The organism is Micromonospora sp. NPDC005291, assembly GCF_040607415.1.
Classification (GTDB): Bacteria; Actinomycetota; Actinomycetes; order Mycobacteriales; family Micromonosporaceae; genus Micromonospora.
This window is the reverse complement of sequence record NZ_JBEXGR010000033.1, coordinates 1-19,666: the sequence shown is the minus strand read 5'-3', so window position 1 is coordinate 19,666 and position 19,666 is coordinate 1. Positions and strand designations below refer to the sequence as shown.

Genomic DNA, 19,666 nt, shown 5'->3' with positions numbered 1-19,666 from the left:
AGGCGCGGGTAACCCCTACTTGTAGAGCAACCTGCCCATCCGGCGCGAGGCCACCAGCAGGCCGACCGCCACCATCACCAACAGGTAGAGCACGTCGAGGAGCCAGACCCAGCCACCGCCGCCCAGGGCGACGCCGCGGATCAGGTGCACCGACCGGTAGAGCGGGGTGACCTCGATCAGCCAGTGCAGCAGGGTCGGATAGGCCTGCGCCGGCACGAACGTCCCGGAGAAGAGGAAGAGCGTGAACTGGGCGGAGGCCATCAGGTCGAAATCCTGCCAGCTGCGCATGAAGGTGGAGATCGCCATGCCGAGCGCCCCGAACGCGAACCCGACCAGCACCGCGGCCGGGAGGGCCGTCAACGCCCGGGTGATGCTGGTCAGATCCAGCGTGACCATCACCCCGAGGAACGCGGCCGAGTAGGCGCTGCCCCGCAGCATCGCCCAACCCAGCTCACCGAGGGCGATCTCGAACGGCCGTACCGGGGTGGCGATCATCCCGTCGTACAGCTTCATGTACTTCATCTTGCCGAAGAAGTTGAAGGTGGTCTCCGCGAGCGCCCCGGTCATCGCCGAGGAGGCGAGCATCGCCGGCGCCACGAACTCGGCGTACGAGACCAGCCGCCCGTCGGGCAGCGGCAGGTCGCCGACCAGCGCCCCGACGCCCACCCCGATGGAGAACAGGTAGAGCAGTGGCTCCACGAAGCCGGAGAGCAGCAGCAGCCAGTAGACCGACTTGAGCGCCGCGACGTTGCGCTCGACCACCGACGCCGAGCGCCGGGACACGGCGGAGACGTCGACCAGCCGGGGCAGGATCAGCGTGACCACGACAGCCTCTCTAGATGACGAGCTTGCGACGGAACGCGCGGAGCGCCAGCAACCAGCCGGCGACCACCCAGGCGGTCAGGTAAAGCAGGTGCCCAACGACCGACCACTGCGGGGCGACGCCGAGCGTGGCCGCGCGGCAGAGGTCGACGGCGTGCCACAGCGGCGTCACGTAGGCCAGCCAGCGCAGCGCGTCGGGCAGCGACTCGACCGGGAAGAACACCCCGGCGAAGAGCGTCATCGGGATGACCGCGAACCGGAACAGCATCGCCAGCCAACTGTCGCTGGACACCGACGCGGTGTACGCGAAGGTCGGCGCGGCAACGGCCAGCCCGAGTAGTGCCACCACGGGCAGGGTCGCCACCGCCCAGGGCGACCGCAACGCCCCGAACAGCCCGGTGACCAGCAGGAACGCCGTGATCGTGGTGAGCACCCGGAACAGCACGAAGGCCAGGTGCCCGGCCAGGATGTCGCCCACCCGCAGCGGCGACGCGCTCTGCGCGAAGTAGATTTTGATCCACCGGAAGTTGCTGAACACCGGCCACGTCGAGTCGCCGACGGTCACCTGGAGGGCGGTCGAGGCGATCAGCCCGGGGACCAGCCAGTCGAGGTAACGCACCCCGCCGACGCCCTGGTCGATGTAGGCGCCGACACCCAGCCCGAAGCCGAGCACGGTCAGCACCGGCAGCAGGAACGAGGAGAACACCCCCGCCCGCCAGGTGCGTCGTAGACCCACCAGGAAGTACTCGAAGACCGCGTACGCCGGCATCCAGGGGAATCGTGCCTGCCCCACCACACCCACCACGACCACCCCGCCCCACCGTGCCGGCCACCACGACCTGTCTACCCCCGGGGTACGACAGGCTGGCGGTCACCCTACGACGCCCTCATCGGCGTGTCGCCCGGGTTATCGGGCGGCGACGCGTCGTGCTCGTGGCGCTTCGACGCGATGATTCACTCCACATCGACGATGTGGCGGCATCCCGCCGCCCGGACACCCCCGTATCGCCGACATGGAGTCGATCAGCGCGCGGACGGCGTCGGACCCGACGAACGCGCGCCACGCGTCGGGCGTGAAGGCCAGCACCGGACAGGCCGGTCAGGCCGGGCGGTACGCGCGGATCAGCGCCTGTACGGCGTAACCGAGCAGCAGGACCCCCGCGCCGGTGCCCACCACCAGGCCGGCGGACACCCCCGAGGCGAGGCCGGTGACGAGCCCCGCCGCTGCCACCAGGCACAGCGCGACACCGAGCGGCCGAAGCAATGGATCCCGCAGCAGCGGGGCGAGCGGGAAGAAGTGCAGTCCGACCACCAGGCAGACCAGCACCGGGACGTACTCGGACCAGCCGGCGGCAGCCAGCACGGCGGCACCCAGCCCGGCGGCGGCGAATTCTGCGACGACGATGAGCAGGTACGGACGGTCGGCCGCCCGGTCCCGAGGACCACCGACCCCTCGGAGCCGGGCCGCCACCACGCCCCCCACCACGGCGGTCAGCAGTGCGGCGATGCTGCCCACCACAAGCAGGGCACGCAGTGGCTGCTCCGCCGCCGGCACGCTGAACCAGACCATCGCGAAGATGCCCAGGTAGAGCGCGGTCAGCCCGGCCTGACGTCGGTTGGCAGTCAACAGGTCGGACATGAAACCCCCGGGGTCGGAAGCCGGTTCGGTGAATTCACTGACCGGGCCGGCCGATGCTACGCCCAAGATCAAATGTGACCGCACGCCGGGCTCAGCGCACCTTCCCGGCCAGGCCAGAGCCGATGAGCGCTGATCGTTGGCAGCTCAGCAGGTCGACACGCCGGGGAAGTAGTGGCTGAGCTGCCAACGATCACCCGTGGTCGATCAGTCGATCAGGGTGCGGCCGGTCAGGTGCAGGAACACGTCCTCCAGGCCGCTGCGCCGCACCAGCACGTTGGCCGGGCTGAGCCCCAACGCGGAGACCTCGACGACCGCCGCGTCGCCGTCGGGCACGTAGAGCAGAACCCGGTCCGGCAGCACCTCGACGCGCTCCCCCAGCCCGGCGAGCTTGCCGGCGAACGGCTCCTGGGACTCGGCGGCGAAGCGCAGCTCGACCACCTCGCGGGTGGAGTGTTGCTCGATGAGCGCCCGGGGTGAGCCTTCGGCGACGATCCGCCCGCCGTCCATCACCACCAGCCGGTCGCAGAGCTGCTCGGCCTCGTCCATGTAGTGCGTGGTGAGCACCAGCGTCACGCCCTGCTGCTTGAGCCGGAACAGCCGCTCCCACACCAGGTGCCGGGCCTGCGGGTCGAGCCCGGTGGTCGGCTCGTCGAGCAGCACGATCTCCGGATCGTTGACCAGCGCGCGGGCAATCGTCAGCCGGCGCTTCATCCCACCGGAGAGCGGCTCGACCTTGCTGTCGGCCCGCTCGGTGAGCTGGACGAAATCGAGCAGCTCATCGGCCCGCTCCCGGGCCGCCCGACGGGCGATGCCGAAGTAGCGCGCGTAGACGGTCAGATTTTCCCGGACGGTCAGCTCCGGGTCGAGATTGTCCGCCTGTGGGCAGACACCGAGCCGAGCCCGGATCGCCGGCCCGTCACCGACCGGGTCCATGTCGAGGATGCGCAGCTTGCCCCCGCTGGGTGGGGAGACGCAGCCGATCATGCGCATGGTGGAGGACTTGCCGGCGCCGTTGGGCCCGAGGAAGCCGAACGCCTCCCCCGAGCGCACCTCGACGTCGATGCCGTCCACGGCGGTGAATTCACCGAACCGCTTCACCAGCCCCCGAGCCTGAATGAGTGGTCGCCCCGAAGTCACCGCCCGACCCTAACCGCCGGGCCCGACAGCCCTCCACGCAAATACGCGCACACGGCGAGACCGCGGGGGCGCCAGCGCCGAGACGATCGCCTCACCGCCCGAACCATCGACAGCGAAACGTCGATCGATGCCCCACCGGCTGGCCGATCGACGTGTATCGTCCCCTCGTGTCGCCCATCAGCTCGCCCGATGGTTCGTCGCCACCCGTCCGACCAGTCAACTCTCCTGCCGGTGAGCCCACGTCGGGCACCGGCGGCCCACCACCCCGACCGCGATCGACGGCCGAGCCCACCGCAGCCGAGCGCACCGCCAACCCGAGCGAGCGCGACGCCGACGCGGTCTCGCACGGCACCGACGCGGTAGCGCACGACGCGGTCGCGCACAGCACCGACACGAGCGAACGCGGCATCGACACGGCCGCCCCCAGCGTCGATGATGGCCGCTCCGTCGCCGAGCGGGCGACCCGGGACTTGGCCGCCCAGTTCGAGGACGAGAAGCCTGGCCGCGTGTTGTCCGGGCCGGCGGGTCTGCTCCTCACCGTGGCGGCGTTGGCGATCGGCGGGCTCGCCCTCTGGCAGGTGTTCCGCCCGCTGTCGCAGGGCAGCAAGTATTACCTGATCATCTTCCTGGCCGGCGTACTCCCGCTGGTTTTCCTGGCCTACCCGGCCGACCTGCGGCTACCGGCCCGCCTGCGCGCCCGGCGACGCCGCACCGGCAGCGCCGCCAAGAACGGCAGCGCCACCACGTCGGCGCGACCCACCGCGACGGACTGGGTCCTGGTCGCCCTGGCGGTGGCCGCCTGCCTCTACCCCGTCCTGCCGGTCTGGATCGGTACGGGTGGTGGCGGCTACAACGCCTTCCTCGACCGGCAGGGCCTGCTGGTGCCGATGGACCTGGCGCTGGGCACTGTGCTGCTGCTCCTGCTGCTGGAGGCGTGCCGGCGTACCACCGGTTGGATCCTGCCCGCGGTCTGCCTGCTGTTCCTCGGCTATGGCTACTACGGTGGGCTGCTGCCGCAGTCCTGGCCGGTCGCCCACGCCGGGCTCGACTTCAGTCAACTGGTCGACGCGTTCTACAACTCCGACAGCGGCTTCTACGGCACTCCACTGGACGTGGCCGCCTCGTACATCGTGCTGTTCACCATCTACGGCGCGGTCCTCGAGCTGTCCGGGGCCGGGCGGTTCTTCGTCGAGCTGTCGGCTGCCGCGTTCCGCCGCTCGCGCACCGCCGCCGGTCGGACGGCGGTGGCCTCCGGCTTCCTGCTCGGCACCGTCTCCGGCTCCGGTGCGGCGACGACGGTGAGCATCGGCGCGGTCACCTGGCCGCTGCTGCGCCGCGCCGGCTATCCCCCGGAGCGGGCCGGCGGCATGCTGGCCGCGGCCGGGGTGGGTGCCATCCTCTCCCCGCCCACCCTGGGTGCGGCGGCGTTCATCATCGCTGAGTATCTCGGCGTCTCGTACCTGCAGGTGCTGGGCTGGGCCACGGTGCCGACGGTGCTCTACTACCTCGGCATCCTGCTCTCCGTGGAGATCGACGCTCGCCGCTCCGGCGTACGCCCGGTGGTGATCGACGTCGGCTCGTCCTGGCGTCTGCTGGCCCGGTTCGGCTACCACTTCGCCTCGCTGATCGCCATCATCGTGTTGCTCGCGATCGGTGTGTCCGCGACAAGGGCGGTCGTCTTCGCCACCATCCTCGCCGCTGCGCTGTCCTTCCTGGACCGTGCGCACCGGCTCACCCCGGCGCGGCTCGTGACCGCACTCGTCACGGGGGTACGCGGCGTGCTCGCGGTGACCGCGGTCTGCGCCGCTGCCGGCATCATCACGGCGACCACCACGAAGACCGGCCTGGGGCCGCAGGCGGCGGCGCTGCTGATCGGCGGTGCCAAGGCGGCCACCTCGGACCCGACGCTGGTGCTGGTGCTCACCGCGCTGCTCGCGGCCGTCGCACTCAGCCTGCTGGGCCTGGCCGTGCCGGTCACCGCCTCGTTCGTGATCGGTTGGGTGATCGTCGGTCCGGCCCTGCTCGACCTGGGCGTGGCCGCCCCCGCCGCGGCGATGTTCGTCTTCTACTTCGCGGTCCTGTCCGAGGTTTCCCCGCCGACCGCGCTCGCCGCGGTAGCCGCCGCGGCGGTCACCGGCGGCCGGCTGGTGCCGACCATGTGGCAGACCCTGCGGTACGCGCTGCCGGCGTACCTGATCCCGATCGCGTTCGTCATCACGCCGGCCGGGCTCGGTCTGCTCGGCATCGGTGGCGTGCAGCGGATCGCCTTCGCCGCCGTGGTCACCGCGCTCAGCGTGGCGGTGCTCGCTGTCGCCGCCGGTGGCTGGTTGCCCGGTGTGGGCCCTGCCGGTGCCCCGGAGCGCGTGCTCGGGGCCCTCGCCGGCGTCACCCTGCTCTGGCTCGAACCCGTGCCGGTCACGGTCGGCACCGCGCTGGCCGCCGTCGCGGCGGCGGGTGTGTTCATCCGACGCGGATCCGCCGGCCGGGCCGGTCGGCCCCGAGCCGGATCGTCAGCCAACCTCCGGGAGGAGAAACTGTGAGACGAATCGACGTACGGCTCGCGGCGGGCCTGAGCGTGCTCGCCATCGTCACGGTCGGTGCCACGGGCTGCGGAGGCCAGCAGGGCGGCGCGGCCAAGGACGACGCGGCCAGCGAGGTCACCTGCGAGGTGACCCGGGAGACCCGCGTCGGCATCGCCACCGGCAACGCGACCGGCGTCTACTACGTGGTCGGCAACGCCCTGGCTGGGCAGTTGTCCGGTGCGACCGGTGGCAAGCTCAGCGGCACCGCCGCCGAGACCGGCGCGTCGGTGCAGAACGTCGAGCAGTTGGTCGGTGGCCAGTACGACGTGGCGTTCTCCCTCTTCGACACGGCGGTCAACGCGGTCGAGGGCAAGGGCAGTTTCACCGCGCCGCAGCCGGTCGAGGCGCTGGCACGCATCTACGACAACTACACCCAGGTGGTGGTCCGCAACGACTCCGGGATCAAGTCGGTGGCCGACATGCGCGGCAAACGGATTTCCACCGGCTCACCGAAGTCCGGTACCGAGGTGATCGCCAACCGGCTGTTGACGGCGGCCGGTCTCGATCCGACCAAGGACATCCGGGCGCAGCGGCTCGACCTGACCAAGACGGTCGAGGGGACCAAGGACGGCAGCATCGACGGCTTCTTCTGGTCTGGCGGCCTGCCCACCGGGGGCCTGACCGACCTGTTCACCACCGCGGGCGACTCCGTGCGGTTCGTCGACATCGCGCCCCTGCTGCCGAAGATGACCGAGTTGAGCCCTGCCTACCAGCCTGGGACGATCGGCCGGGACGCGTACCGGACGGCAACGGACACCCCGACCATCGTCGTACCCAACGTGTTGCTGGTCCGCAAGGATCTGGACGCCAACGTCGCCTGCGCGATCACCCGGACGGTGTTCGACAAGCGGGACACGCTGGCCCAGGCGAACCCGGCCGCCCGGGGGATCTCGCTGGACACCGCCCGGAAGACCGAGCCGGTGCCGCTGCATCGTGGCGCTGACAAGGCGCTGAAGGATCTCGGCGCCAACTGACCCGGCCGGTCAGCCGTCGGCCGGCGCGGTGGCGGCGCGGGCCACGGTGACCAGGCGGTCGGTCTCGGCGAGCAGGGCCTCATGGTCCGCCGGGGTGCCGGGGTCGAGTCGGACCGTCCAGGTCAGACCGTCGACCCCGGCCACGCGCCGGGCCGCGACCCGGGCCGCGCCGCCGGGCACCGGGTGGTGCTCGGTGTACGCGACCGAGCGGGTCACCCGCGCCCGTACCTGGTGCGGCAGCTCACCCGGATCGAGGAGAAGATACGTCTCGGTCGGGCCGTCGGCGACCACCGTGTGGCCGTCGCGTTCGACGACCGTCTCGGCGGGCGTGACGGTCAACTCCCGGCCGGACCAGACCGCCTTGAGGATGGTGTGCCAGCCGAGCCGGTGCCCCCGACCGGGCAGCCACAGCCCGAGGTTGGTGGCGACCACCACCCCGTCGCCCTCGCCGTTGCCGACGGCCGCCCACGCCAACGCCCGTTCGTCGGCGGTCAGCGGTGGCCGGTCGGCCGGTGGCAGCTTCGGTTTGCGGCTGAACAGTCCCATCTAGAGGCCTCCCGCGGCCTGCTCGCGCAGCGCCCGGGCGTGCTGCTCCAGTGACAGCAGCTCGCCGAATGCGGCGAAGTATTCGTCCTTGTTGTTGACCGGGTTGATCCGCTGGATGCGTGACTTGAGGTCCCGGACCCGGGCGGTCACCGACCCGAACTGCACCCGCGCCATCGTGATCGACACGTAGCGTGGGTCTGGTTCTCCGTCGATCCGCAGCGGTTCCACCGCCAGCTCGCCGACCAGCGCCGCTGACGCCAGGTCGTCGCAGGCGTCGCGGACCGACTCGATCCAGACCGCGCCGCCGGTCGCCGACGCGGCCCCACCGGCCGTCGCGATGGCCGTACGCACCCCGACGTGCACCGGGTGGCGGTATTCGGTGGCCTCGACGGCGTCGAACATGGGCCCGGCCAGGACCGGCTGCTGGAGGGCGAGCTTCAGTGCCTCGCGCTCGACCATCGACAGCGGGCTGTCCAGTACCGGCTCGGGGCGGGCCGACGTGGGCCGGGCGGCGGGTGGAGCGTCGCGGGTGCCGGGCGGCGGGGTGTTGGCGGCGGCGAGCACCGCCCGCTGCACCGGCTCGATCTCCATGCCGAGGTCCATGGCGAGCTTGCGGACGTACTCCGGGCGCTTTTCCCGGTCCTTGAGTCGCGCGACCAGCGGCGCGGCGTGGCGCATCGCCTCGACCCGGCCGTCGACGGTGTCCAGGTCGAAGCGGCTGATCACGTGTCGCAGCGCGAAGTCGACAAGCGGCTCGCGGCGGGCGACCAGGTCACGCACCGCCAGGTCGCCCTTGGCCAGCCGCAGATCGCACGGGTCCATGTTGTCCGGGCTGACGGCGATGAAGGTGCGCCCGACGAAGCGCTGATCGTCTTCGAAGGCGCGCAGTGCGGCCTTCTGGCCGGCGGCATCGCCGTCGAAGGTAAAGATGATTTCGCCGGCCACCTCGTCGCTGTCGAACAGGAGCCGACGCAGGACGGAGATGTGGTCCGCCGCGAAAGCGGTGCCGCAGGTCGCCACCGCCGTGGTCACCCCTGCGAGGTGGCAGGCCATCACGTCGGTGTAGCCCTCGACGATCACCGCTCGGCCCTGCTTGGCGATCTCCCGTTTGGCCTGGTCGATGCCGTAGAGCACGTGCGACTTCTTGTAGATCGGCGTCTCGGGGGTGTTCAGGTATTTCGGGCCGTCGTCGTCGTCGAAGAGCTTGCGCGCGCCGAAGCCGATCACGTCGCCGGCGAGGTCGCGGATCGGCCAGAGCAGCCGGCGGCGGAACCGGTCGATGAGGCTGCCCGAACGCGCCTCCCGGGACAGCCCGGCGGTGACCAGCTCCTGGTGGGTGAATCCCTGCTGGCGCAGGTGCTTGGTGAGCAGGTCCCAGCCATCCGGCGCGAAGCCGCAGCCGTAGCGCTCGGCGGCGGCCCGGTCGAACCCTCGCTGGGCCAGGAACTCCCGTGCCGGACGGGCCCCGGCGGTGCTGAGCTGCGCCCGGTAGAACTCGACCGCGGCGGCGTGCGCGGCGACCAGGCGCTGGCGCTGGCCCTGCTGCGGACGGGGGCGTGGGGTGCCCTTGTCGTCCTCGATGTAGCGCAGTTGGATGCCGGCGCGGCCGGCCAGCCGCTCGACGGACTCGACGAAGCTGAGGTGATCGGCGTCCATCAGGAACTTGATCGCGTCGCCGCCGGCTCCGCAGCCGAAGCAGTACCAGACGTTGCGGGCCGGCGAGACGTTGAACGACGGGCTCTTCTCGTCGTGGAACGGGCACAGGCCCTTGAGGTTGCCGCCGCCGGCGGACTTCAGGGTGACCGTCTCGGAGATCACATCCCCGATCGAGGTGCGTTCCCGGACCAGTGCGATGTCCTCGTCCCGGATCCGCCCAGCCATGCGCCACCCCCTCGCCGTACATCCTGCCCTGCCGGACCGACGACGTGCCGGCCGGGGGACGCCGGTGTGGCGACGGCCGCCGGCTCGCCGGTTTTCGCCCGTACGCCGGGGCCGCGCGGGGACCATGACCAGATGCGCAGGGTACGGGCCGACGACCTCCGGCCGAGCGGATGGTTGACCGGCCGGCTGGGGCTACGCGGACAGTCCCCGCAGACGGACGAGGCCGGCCACCGGCACGCCACCTGGCTGGAGCTCTTCCTCGACCTCATCTTCGTGTACGCGCTGGCGGCCGTGGTGGCCCGCTTGGGCAACGACCCCACCCCGGCGCCGGAGGCCGTACTGGCCGTGATCGGGCTCTTCGTGGTGGTCCAGTGGGCCTGGGTGGGGCAGGTCTACTACGACACCCGGTTCGACCCGGACGACGCGTTGCACCGGGTGTTGGTGCTGGTCGCGTTGGTCGGGGCGGGCGCGATGACGCTCGGCGTGGACGAGGTGCCGGAGAGCGTGCTCCTGCCGGTCGGGTACCTGATCGTGCGGGGCGTGCTGCTCGTGCTGTACCTACGTGCCCGGCCGACCAGCCCGATGGCTCGCATGGTGACGACGGTCTACCTGATCGGCTTCGGGTCGGGCTGGCTGATCTGGCTGGTGTCGCTGACCGCGCCCAGCGCGCTGCGCCCGGTGCTGTGGATCGTCGCGATGTGCATCGAGCTGGCCACGCCGTGGGTCGGCGTGCGCTGGCTCAACCAGTGGCCGGTGGACAACCGGCACCTGCCGGAACGGATCGGGCAGTTCACCATCATCGTGCTGGGAAGCGCGTTGGCCAGCCTGCTCTTCGCGGTGCCGGACCACCCCCGACCGCACATGATCCTCACCGCCGGAATCGCCTTCCTGGTGCCGGCCGCGATCTGGTGGCTCTACACCACGTTCGTCACCACGCACCTGGTGGCGAGTCGACTGCGGGGCGGGCAGGCGTACAGCTACCTGCACGTCCCGCTCGACGGGGCGCTGCTGGTGCTCGGCTGGGCGCTCGGGCAGGTCGTCCGGCTCGTCGACGACGACGCGGTCCGGCTGCCGTTGGAGCTGCGGCTGATGCTGGCTGGCTCGGTGGTCGTCTGGATGCTCTGCGGGCTGGCCCTGTACTGGCTGTGGAGCCCTCCGAACCTCCTCCGGCTGGCGATCACCTGCTACGGGGTGGTCTCGGTCAGCCTGATCGCCGCAGCGGTACGCGAGCCGCGCCTGCTGCTGTTCCTGCTCGCTGCGTCGATCGTCGGGTACGCCGTGCTGCTCACCCGCCGCCTGAACAGGGCCGGTCGGGAGTCGGAGGAGGTGGCCGAAGGCTGAGGTGTCCTCAGGCGCCGGCCGGCTCCTCGGCCTCCACCGCCCGGTTCCAGTCGGCCTTGGTGGAGCGCCAGCCCTCGTCGTCCAGCCCGCGCCGCCAGTAGCCGGAGATGGAGAGCTGACCGGCGGGCACGCCTCGCTCGGCGCGCAGCAGGCGGCGCAGCTCCCGGACGAAGGTCGCCTCGCCGTGCACGAAGGCGTGCACCTGGCCGGGCGGGAACTCCAACTTCCGGACTGCCGCCACCAGTGCCTCGCCCACCGGGCGGTCGCCACGGTGCAACCAGGTGAGCTGGACCGCGCCGGGGCTGAGCAGCTTCTGCTCCTCCGCCGGGTCGGCGATCTCCACGAGGACCTGGGCCGGGGCGCCCAACGGCAACCGCTCCAGGGCCGCGGCAATCGCCGGCAGGGCGCTCTCGTCGCCGACCAGCAGGTGCCAGTCGGCGTCCGGGCTCGGGGCGTACGCCCCGCCGGGTCCGATGAAGTGCACCGGGTCACCCGGACGCAGCGCGGCGGCCCACGGGCCGGCCAGCCCTTCGTCGCCGTGGTGCACCACGTCCACGGTCAGCTCCTCGGCCAGCGGGTCCCAGCGTCGCACGGTGTACGCGCGCTGCCGGGGCCACTGCTCCCGGGGCATGTCCCGGCGGATCGCGGCGAGATCCAGCGGCTCCGGGTACGCGACGCCGGGCTGCGGGAACACCACCTTGATGTAGTGGTCGGTGAACTCACCCACCGGCAGGTCGGCCAACTCGTTCCCGCCGAGGACGAGCCGGATCAGGTGCGGGGTGGGCCGCTCGGTGCGCAGCACTCTTGCCAAGGTGACGTTCCTGGGGCGTTCCGTCATGCCAGTTAGGCTAGCCTAAGCTCTGCCATGCCGGGTCGGCGGTCAGCTCTCGCCGACCAGGCGGGTGTGCCAGGTCACTGCCGCCGGGTCGGTGAGCGAGGCGACCTGATCGATCACCACCCGCAGTCGGGCCGTGTCGTCCGGGGCGGCCCGCCACAGCGGGGCGAAGATCGGGTCGAGCCCCTCCGGCGCCTTCCGGACCAGCGCGGCGACCAGCTCGGCCAGCATCGTCCGCTGCCGCTCGTAGCGGCCCCGGAAGCCGGCTCGACGCATCACGTAACGCAGCGCGATGCCCTTGAGCAGCGCGCACTGTGCCCGGACCAGCCGGGGCACCACCAGGTCGGCGGCGTAGCGGCGGTGCGGGCCGGGACCGAAGCGTTCCTCGGTGGCGGCCACCGCCGCGGCAACGAACCGGCCGGTCAACCCACTGGTGGTGGCCTTCAGCGCGCTCTGCGCACGGTGGCTGCCGTCGTACCCGACCAGGGGGGCGAGCAGCGGGTCGGCCAGCAGCTCGACCAGCACCTCGGCCAGGTCGATCTCGGCCTCCCCCGAGTAGGCGCCGGCCACGTCGACACAGAGCGCGGCCCGCTCGTCGGCGTCGGTGAGCAGCGGGTGCAGCGTGACGTACCCGCCGTGGATGCCGTCCTCCACGTCGTGCACCGAGTACGCGACGTCGTCGGCCCAGTCCATCACCTGCGCCTCAAGGCACCGGCGGTCTCCGGGCGCACCGGCCCGGATCCAGTCGAAGACGGCCACGTCGTCGGCGTACACCCCGAACTTGCGCTCCCCGGGGCGGCGCGGCCAGGGGTACTTGCCGATCGCGTCGAGCGACGCCCGGGTCAGGTTGAGCCCGGCCGACGAGCCGTCCGGGGCGAGCACCTTCGCCTCCAGTCGGGTCAGCACCCGCAGGGTCTGCGCGTTGCCCTCGAAGCCGCCGCACGGTGTGGCGAGCAGGTCCAGGGCCGCCTCACCGTTGTGCCCGAACGGCGGGTGCCCCAGGTCGTGGGCGAGCCCGGCGACGTCCACCACGTCCGGGTCGCAGCCCAGTCGGGCACCCATCTCCCGGGCGATCTGGGCCACCTCCAGCGAGTGCGTCAGCCGCGTACGCAGGAAGTCGTCGGTGCCGGCGGTGTGCACCTGGGTCTTCGTGGCCAGCCGGCGGAACGCCGCGGAGTGCAGCACCCGGGCCCGGTCGCGCTCGTACGGTGACCGACGGTGCCCGGTGTCCTTGGGCGGTTCCTCGACCAGCCGCGCTTCCGCCGACTCACTCCTCGCGGGCATGCAGCACGCAGAACTCGTTGCCCTCCGGGTCGGCCAGCACCGTCCACTCGACGTGGCCCTGTCCGATGTCGACGTGCCGGGCGCCCATGTCGACGAGCCGCTCGACCTCGGCCTCCTGGTCGGCGGGTCGCAGGTCGAGGTGCAGGCGGTTCTTACGCTCCTTGGCGTCGGTCACCGGCACGAAGACCAGGCCGGGCAGGCGGTCGGCGGACTGGCGGATCTCCACCTCGTCCGGCTTCTCGGTGACGACCTGATAGCCGAGCGCCTCGGCCCACCATCGGGCCAGTCGGGCCGGATCCCGGGCGTCGACGGTCAGGCTCTCCCAGACACTGGTCATGCAGTCACCCTTCCCGTTCGACGGCGTGCGCAATCGGCCGTGTGCGAGCGAGCCAAGATTACGCCCGCCACAGCGGCTCGACCCGCCTCCGACGCATCGACGGTGGGTGCACAACCGCCGATTGGCTCGGAGTTGTCAACCGATTGCCGAGGGTCACGGGCTCGCGGGCGGAGGGTGGCCACCGGTAGCGTTCCCAGCGCGGAACGTGACCAGCCGACTGACACACAGAGCCCGACCGGTTAGGGGTGACGCTCGTGGACGCGGACACGGTGGTGGGAACGGAGCTACGCAAGCTGCGCCAACGCCGACCCGAGGTCGCCGGAACAGTGCTGGCCGGCACCGACGGGCTGCTCATCTCCAGCGATCTGCCCAGCACCGACGCCACCCATCTCGCGGCGCTCGCCGCGGCCAGCTTCGGGCTCGGCAACCGGGTGGCCGACACCGTCCGGCGCGGTGCGTTCCGGGAATCGGTCGTGTGCACGACCGCCGGCTGCGTGGTGACCTACCCGGCCGGGCGTACCGCCCTGCTGACCCTGGTCACCGTGTCGGCGGCGGACGATCTGGAGGCGCTGCACGAGGAGGCGCGTGCCGTGGCCCGGCGGGCCGGCTCCGTACTGGACATTCGCGGCGGCGGAATCGGCGCCACCGCTGTTCCGGATGCCCACGCCCCGCTGGCCGTGCGTACCCCGATGGCCACCCTGCCAGCCCAGTTGCACCGCTCGTCCCGGCCCACCTGGCGTCGCCCGCCGATCTGAACGCCGGCGGCGGCCCGGTCGCCCGGTCCGCCGCCGGCCCCGCGTCAGCGGCTGTCCGAACCGCCGGTCTCCACGACCGCCCGGCCGGCCTCCAGCCGGGCCACCGGCACGCGGAACGGCGAGCAGGACACGTAGTCCAGGCCGACCTCGTGGAAGAAGTGCACCGAGTCGGGGTCGCCGCCGTGCTCACCGCAGACGCCGAGCTTCAGCCCGGGCCGGGCGGCCCGACCCTCCTCGGCGGCGATCCGCACCAGCCGGCCCACACCGTCGCGGTCGATCGACTCGAATGGTGAGATTCCGAAGATGCCCAGCTCCAGGTAGCGCCAGAAGAACGCGCCCTCGACGTCGTCGCGGGAGAAGCCCCAGCCCATCTGGGTCAGGTCGTTGGTGCCGAACGAGAAGAACTCGGCCGCCTCGGCGATCTGCCCGGCGGTGAGTGCCGCCCGGGGCACCTCGATCATGGTGCCGATCAGCACCTCGACCCCGCTGTCACCGACCACCTCCGCGATGATCTTCTCGGCCTCGGCGCGGACCGTCTCCAGCTCCTGCACGGCTCCGACCAGCGGCACCATGATCTCCGGCTTTGCCACCCCGCCGCCACGGGCGCAGCTGACCGCCGCCTCGGCGATGGCCCGGACCTGCATCGCGAACAGGCCCGGGATGACCAGGCCGAGGCGGACGCCCCGCAGCCCGAGCATCGGGTTCTCCTCGTGCATCCGCCGGACGGCGGCGAGCAGCGCCTCCTCCTTGGCGACGTCCTCGCCGCGCTCCTGAGCGACCGCGACGTTGACCGCGAGCTGCTCCAGCGGAGGCAGGAACTCGTGCAGCGGCGGGTCGATCAGCCGGACCGTGACGGGCAGGCCGTCCATCTCGCGGAAGATCTCCTCGAAGTCGGCCCGCTGCAACGGCAGCAGCGCCGCCAGCGCCGCTTCCCGCTCACCCTCGGCTCGGGACAGGATCAGCCGCTCGACCAGCTCCCGCCGGTCGCCGAGGAACATGTGCTCGGTGCGGCACAGCCCGATGCCCTCGGCGCCGAAGCGCCGGGCCCGAGCGGCGTCCGCGCCGGTGTCGGCGTTCGTCCGGACCGCGAGCCGCCGCTTGCTGTCGGCGTGCGTCATGATCCGGTGTACGGCCCGGACCAGCGCGTTGTCGATGTGCTCAGGGTCGAGGCTGCCCTCGAAGTACTGCACCACCTCCGAGGGCATGACCGGCACCTCGCCCAGGTAGACCTTGCCGGTGGTGCCGTCGATGGACACGATGTCGCCCTCGTTGACGGTCTGCCCGGCCACGGCGAACCGCTTCGCCGGTACGTTCACCTCGATCTCGTCGGCACCGGAGACGCAGGTCTTGCCCATGCCCCGGGCCACCACGGCGGCGTGGCTGGTCTTGCCGCCGCGCGAGGTGAGGATGCCCTGGGCGGCGATCATGCCGTTCAGATCGTCGGGGTTGGTCTCCCGACGAACCAGGATCACCGACTCACCCTCGGCGGCCAGCTCGACGGCCCGCGCCGAGGTGAAGACCACCTTGCCGGACGCCGCGCCGGGCGAGGCGCCGATGCCCTTGGCGACCGGCTGGAACTCGTGGTCGAGCTGGAAGCGGGGGAACATCAGCTGGGCCAGCTGCGCGCCGTTGACCCGGTGCAGCGCCTCGTCCAGGTCGATCAGGCCCTCGTCGACGAGCTGCCCGGCGATGACGAACGCGGCGGCGGCGGTGCGCTTGCCCACCCGGGTCTGCAGCATCCACAGCTTGCCGCGTTCGATGGTGAACTCGATGTCGCAGAGGTCCTTGTAGTGCTCCTCCAGCCGAGCCATGATGCTGAGCAGCTCGTCGTAGGAGGCCTTGTCGAGCTGCTCCAGCTCCTGCAGGGGCACGGTGTTGCGGATGCCGGCGACGACGTCCTCGCCCTGGGCGTTGGCCAGGTAGTCGCCGTAGATTCCCTGCGCGCCGCTGGCCGGGTCGCGGGTGAACGCGACGCCAGTGCCGGAATCCGGACCGAGGTTGCCGAAGACCATGGTCACCACGTTGACCGCGGTGCCGAGGTCGGCCGGGATCCGCTCCTGGCGACGGTAGAGCACCGCCCGGTCGGCGTTCCACGACTCGAAGACCGCCCGGATCGCGAGATCGAGCTGCTCGCGCGGCTGCTGCGGGAACTCCCGACCGGTGTGGGTCAGGAAGATCTTCTTGTACGCGTCGACCAGCCCGCGCAGGTCGTCGGCGTCCAGGTCCAGGTCGTTGTGAGTGCCCTTGGCGTTCTTGATTCCGTCGAGCGCGTGCTCGAACTCCTCGCCCGGCACCTCGCAGACGGTCTTGCCGAACATCTGGATGAGGCGGCGGTAGGAGTCCCAGGCGAACCGGTCGTTCCCCCCTGCCTGCGCGGAGAGACCGATCACGCTCTGGTCGTTGAGGCCGACGTTGAGGACGGTCTCCATCATGCCGGGCATGGAGAACTTGGCGCCGGAGCGGACGGAGACCAGCAGGGGGTCCTGCGGGTCGCCGAGGCGCTTGCCCATCGTGCGCTCCAGCGACTCCAGGTGCGCCTCGATCTGACCGGCGAGCCCGTCCGGCTCCTGCCCTGTTTCGAGGTACGCCTGGCAGGCCTCGGTGGTGATGGTGAAGCCGGGCGGAACAGGCAGGCCGAGGTTGGTCATCTCGGCGAGGTTCGCCCCCTTGCCGCCGAGCAGGTCCTTGAGATCCTTGTTGCCTTCGGAGAAGTCGTAGACGTACTTCTGATCGACGGTCTCTTGCGCTGCCACCAGAGCCTCCACACACGCGCCGGATTGACACTTAACGAAGGTTCAGTTGATTACCCCGGAACGGACCGCCGGTAATCCCGGGGGTCAACGCCGATCGGTGGGCGAAGGTTAAGCGAACATCGGGTGACCTGGGACCGTTCGGTGACAATAGGCACAGCTATCACGACTATCCGTGTTCGTACCGGTTTTTGGGAACGCTTCCACGCGCACTATCACGCATCCCGCCCTGTCGCCGTACCCTGGATGGCAACGCAGCCGGTGAACCTCGCTTTTGCCATAACCGGCGCGAATACACCCCGGAGCCGCCGCCGTGTCGACCACCTCCTCCCCCGGACCCACCGCCACCCCCAGTGCAGCCGGGTCCCCCGGCCCGATCTCGCTGTCGGCCCACGAACCGAACGCGGCCACGCTGGCCCGGGCCGCCGAACGGGCCGCCGGCGAGCTGCTCGCCCCTCCGGCCCCGGTCCGTCTGGCCGACGTCGTGCCCGCCCCGCAGAGCGTCGAGCCGAACCCGTCCGAGGACTGGCTGCTGCCGGCCGAAGCGATCGTCGTGGCCACCGCCGATCCCGCCGCGCTGGCGGTCGCCGAACAGCTCGCCGAGCTGCTGCGCCCCGCCACCGGATACCCGCTGCCGGTGACCGACGCAGCCGGACCGACACCGGCCGACGGCATCGCACTCGTGCTGACCGACGACGACGGCCTGGGCGCCGAGGGTTACCGGCTCACCGTGACCCGGGCCGGGGTCACCATCACCGCGGTCACCGCCACCGGCCTCTTCCACGGCGTGCAGACCCTGCGCCAACTGCTGCCACCGGCGATCGAGAGCCCGGTCCCGATCACCGAGCGCTGGATGCTGCCCGGCGGGTCGATCGTCGACCGACCCCGTTTCCCGTACCGGGGCGCGATGCTCGACGTGGCACGGCACTTCTTCGCCGTCGCTGACGTGCTGCGGGTGATCGACCACCTCGCCCGGTACAAGCTCAACCACCTGCACCTGCACCTCACCGACGATCAGGGCTGGCGGATCGCTGTCGACTCCTGGCCGAGGCTGACCACCGTCGGCGGGGTGACCGAGGTCGGTGGCGGCCCGGGCGGGCACTACACGAAGGCCGACTACGTGCGGATCGTCTCCTACGCGGCCGCCCGCCACATCACTGTCGTCCCGGAGATCGACCTCCCCGGGCACACCAACTCGGCGCTGGTCGCGTACCCGGAGCTGGCACCGGACAAGACCGCGCCGCCGCCCTACACCGGCACCGAGGTCGGTTTCAGCTACGTCGACCCGGCCGATGAGCGGACGTACGACTTCGTTGCCGACGTGTTGAGCGAGCTGGCCGCGATCACCCCCGGGCCGTGGCTGCACATCGGTGGCGACGAGGCATTCAAGGTGAAGGGCGAGGTCTACACCGATTTCGTCGAGCGGGTCCAGCGCATCGTGACTGGCCTCGGGAAGACCGTGGTCGGCTGGCACCAGCTCGCACCGGCCACCCACATCGACGGGCGGGTCCTGCAGTGGTGGGGCACCGACAGCGAGGACCAGACCACGGTCGAGGCCGTACGCCAGGGCGCCCGACTCATCCTCTCCCCCGGCAACCATGCCTACCTGGACATGAAGTACGCCCCGGACACCCCGGTCGGGCAGGACTGGGCTGGCCTGATCGACGTGCGACGCGCGTACGACTGGGATCCCGGATCACACGTGACGGGCGTGCCGGAGGCTGCGGTCCTCGGCATGGAGGCCCCGCTCTGGACCGAGTCGATCACCTCGCTGGCCGAGATCGAGTTCATGCTGTTCCCCCGGCTGCCCGCCATCGCCGAGTTGGGCTGGTCGCCCCGGGCGACGCACGACTGGGCCGGGTTCCGCGACCGGCTGGCCGGGCACGGCCCCCGCTGGGCCACCGCCGGGGTCACCTTCCACCGCTCCCCCGAGATCCCCTGGCCCGCAGAGGGATTCACCCAGCCGACCCGCCCGCACCTCCCGACCCAGACCAGCCCCGACACCGCCCTCTCCCCCGATCCCGCCCCCGCCCCCGTCCCCGACAAGCCCTGACGCCCCCGCCCAAAACCGGCGAAATCACCTCATCCGGGCCTCCCCGCAGGTAGCCGCCCCAAAGACCGGCAGCCGGGCGACCCGGCGGGCGGGCGGCGGGCGGCGGGCGGCGGGCGGCCAAGATCCGCACACTTTCCGGGGAAAGTGCGGCCTCGACGCGTCGGGAGGCAGCACTTTCCCCGAAAGTGCGTGGATCTCGACGCCGGTCGTCGCGGGCGGGTGTGGGCGTGGCGTCCGGTTCGGGATGTAACGCCGGTGGGTGGGTGTCCGGTTATGGGCTGGCTGTCCCGTGGTCGGGGCCACTCTGGCGGTGGAATCGGGGGCCGGCCCGGGTCGTTATACCTGGCATGCGACCGTGGCCCCCTGGCCCGGTGCACGGCAGCCGCCGGGAACACCCGACCGGCCGCCCCGGTTACACCCCCGTAGCCGCCGACCGTGGGAACACCCACCAGGCCGGCCGGGTTACATCCCCCGTAACCGCTGGCCGGGTAAGACCCGCCAGACGCCGGCAGGCCCCCGGGAACATCCGGTAGGCCGCCCCGGTTACATCCCCCCGGAACGCTGAGCAGGTCCCCCCGGATCGCCGGGTCGTTCCCGTGAACCTTTCCGCCCGCACGGCAGCACCACCCCCCTGAGTGCTGTGTGGGTTCCCCCAAGGCAGAGGAGCACGCCATCATGCGTACCGATCTGATCCGTAAGACCGCACTGACCGCCGCTGGGCTCGCCTTCA

At 71.4% G+C, this 19,666-nt stretch carries 14 protein-coding genes and 1 pseudogene; 5 read left to right on the top strand and 10 right to left on the bottom strand.

Going from position 1 to position 19,666, the window contains the following annotated elements:
• Nucleotides 1-15: 15 nt before the first annotated feature.
• The 4 genes from ABZT18_RS29720 to ABZT18_RS29705 all read right to left on the bottom strand — a co-directional run bounded on the left by ABZT18_RS29720 (nucleotide 16) and on the right by ABZT18_RS29705 (nucleotide 3,598).
• Nucleotides 16-825 carry an ABC transporter permease gene (locus ABZT18_RS29720; protein ID WP_354997401.1) on the bottom strand — a complete coding sequence of 270 codons (810 nt, stop codon included), beginning with the start codon at nucleotides 823-825 and terminating at the stop codon, nucleotides 16-18.
• 10 nt (nucleotides 826-835) lie between these two features.
• Nucleotides 836-1,591, bottom strand: coding sequence for an ABC transporter permease (locus ABZT18_RS29715; protein WP_354997442.1), 756 nt, complete (start codon nucleotides 1,589-1,591; stop codon nucleotides 836-838).
• A 330-nt stretch (nucleotides 1,592-1,921) separates the two neighbouring features.
• On the bottom strand, nucleotides 1,922-2,461 hold the full coding sequence (locus ABZT18_RS29710; RefSeq protein WP_354997402.1) for a hypothetical protein: 540 nt from the start codon (nucleotides 2,459-2,461) through the stop codon (nucleotides 1,922-1,924).
• Between the two features lie 204 nt (nucleotides 2,462-2,665).
• Entirely contained in the window at nucleotides 2,666-3,598 is a 933-nt protein-coding gene (locus ABZT18_RS29705; RefSeq protein WP_354997403.1) for an ABC transporter ATP-binding protein, read from the bottom strand.
• Between the two features lie 167 nt (nucleotides 3,599-3,765).
• Here ABZT18_RS29705 and ABZT18_RS29700 point away from each other — a divergent pair, with 167 nt between their 5' ends.
• Together ABZT18_RS29700 and ABZT18_RS29695 are read left to right on the top strand one after the other, a co-directional pair.
• Nucleotides 3,766-6,138: a TRAP transporter fused permease subunit gene (locus tag ABZT18_RS29700; RefSeq protein WP_354997404.1), complete on the top strand. Its 2,373-nt coding sequence runs from the start codon at nucleotides 3,766-3,768 to the stop codon at nucleotides 6,136-6,138.
• The gene (locus ABZT18_RS29695; RefSeq protein WP_355253019.1) at nucleotides 6,135-7,154 is read left to right on the top strand and encodes a TAXI family TRAP transporter solute-binding subunit; all 1,020 of its coding nucleotides are present in this window, start codon (nucleotides 6,135-6,137) and stop codon (nucleotides 7,152-7,154) included. Before ABZT18_RS29700 ends, ABZT18_RS29695 begins: the two co-directional genes overlap by 4 nt.
• Nucleotides 7,155-7,163: 9 nt before the next feature.
• Here ABZT18_RS29695 and ABZT18_RS29690 read toward each other — a convergent pair whose 3' ends face one another.
• Both ABZT18_RS29690 and dnaG read right to left on the bottom strand, forming a co-directional pair.
• Nucleotides 7,164-7,700: a hypothetical protein gene (locus ABZT18_RS29690; protein WP_355253016.1), complete on the bottom strand. Its 537-nt coding sequence runs from the start codon at nucleotides 7,698-7,700 to the stop codon at nucleotides 7,164-7,166.
• A pseudogene (gene dnaG, locus ABZT18_RS29685) lies at nucleotides 7,701-9,603 on the bottom strand (DNA primase).
• Between the two features lie 110 nt (nucleotides 9,604-9,713).
• Between dnaG and ABZT18_RS29680 the strand changes: the two are divergent.
• Nucleotides 9,714-10,922 (top strand): low temperature requirement protein A, encoded by a 1,209-nt coding sequence (locus ABZT18_RS29680; RefSeq protein WP_355253013.1) that lies wholly within the window; start codon nucleotides 9,714-9,716, stop codon nucleotides 10,920-10,922.
• Between the two features lie 7 nt (nucleotides 10,923-10,929).
• Here the strand turns inward: ABZT18_RS29680 and ABZT18_RS29675 are convergent, their stop codons facing one another.
• From ABZT18_RS29675 to ABZT18_RS29665, 3 genes are read right to left on the bottom strand one after another with little or no spacing between them, the layout of a single operon-like run.
• The gene (locus ABZT18_RS29675; RefSeq protein ID WP_355253010.1) at nucleotides 10,930-11,760 is read right to left on the bottom strand and encodes a siderophore-interacting protein; all 831 of its coding nucleotides are present in this window, start codon (nucleotides 11,758-11,760) and stop codon (nucleotides 10,930-10,932) included.
• Nucleotides 11,761-11,802: 42 nt separating this feature from the next.
• Nucleotides 11,803-13,041 (bottom strand): deoxyguanosinetriphosphate triphosphohydrolase, encoded by a 1,239-nt coding sequence (locus tag ABZT18_RS29670; protein ID WP_355253007.1) that lies wholly within the window; start codon nucleotides 13,039-13,041, stop codon nucleotides 11,803-11,805.
• Entirely contained in the window at nucleotides 13,025-13,378 is a 354-nt protein-coding gene (locus tag ABZT18_RS29665) for a VOC family protein (RefSeq protein WP_354997410.1), read from the bottom strand. Before ABZT18_RS29665 ends, ABZT18_RS29670 begins: the two co-directional genes overlap by 17 nt.
• Nucleotides 13,379-13,632: 254 nt before the next feature.
• Between ABZT18_RS29665 and ABZT18_RS29660 the strand changes: the two genes are divergently transcribed.
• Complete coding sequence (locus ABZT18_RS29660) at nucleotides 13,633-14,133, top strand: roadblock/LC7 domain-containing protein (RefSeq protein ID WP_354997411.1); 501 nt, start codon at nucleotides 13,633-13,635, stop codon at nucleotides 14,131-14,133.
• Between the two features lie 44 nt (nucleotides 14,134-14,177).
• Here the strand turns inward: ABZT18_RS29660 and ppdK are convergent, their stop codons facing one another.
• Nucleotides 14,178-16,886, bottom strand: a complete 2,709-nt coding sequence (ppdK, locus tag ABZT18_RS29655; protein ID WP_355253004.1) for a pyruvate, phosphate dikinase — start codon at nucleotides 16,884-16,886, stop codon at nucleotides 14,178-14,180.
• A gap of 310 nt (nucleotides 16,887-17,196) precedes the next feature.
• Here ppdK and ABZT18_RS29650 point away from each other — a divergent pair, with 310 nt between their 5' ends.
• Nucleotides 17,197-18,936, top strand: coding sequence for a beta-N-acetylhexosaminidase (locus ABZT18_RS29650; protein ID WP_355253001.1), 1,740 nt, complete (start codon nucleotides 17,197-17,199; stop codon nucleotides 18,934-18,936).
• The last annotated feature ends 730 nt before the right edge of the window (nucleotides 18,937-19,666 follow it).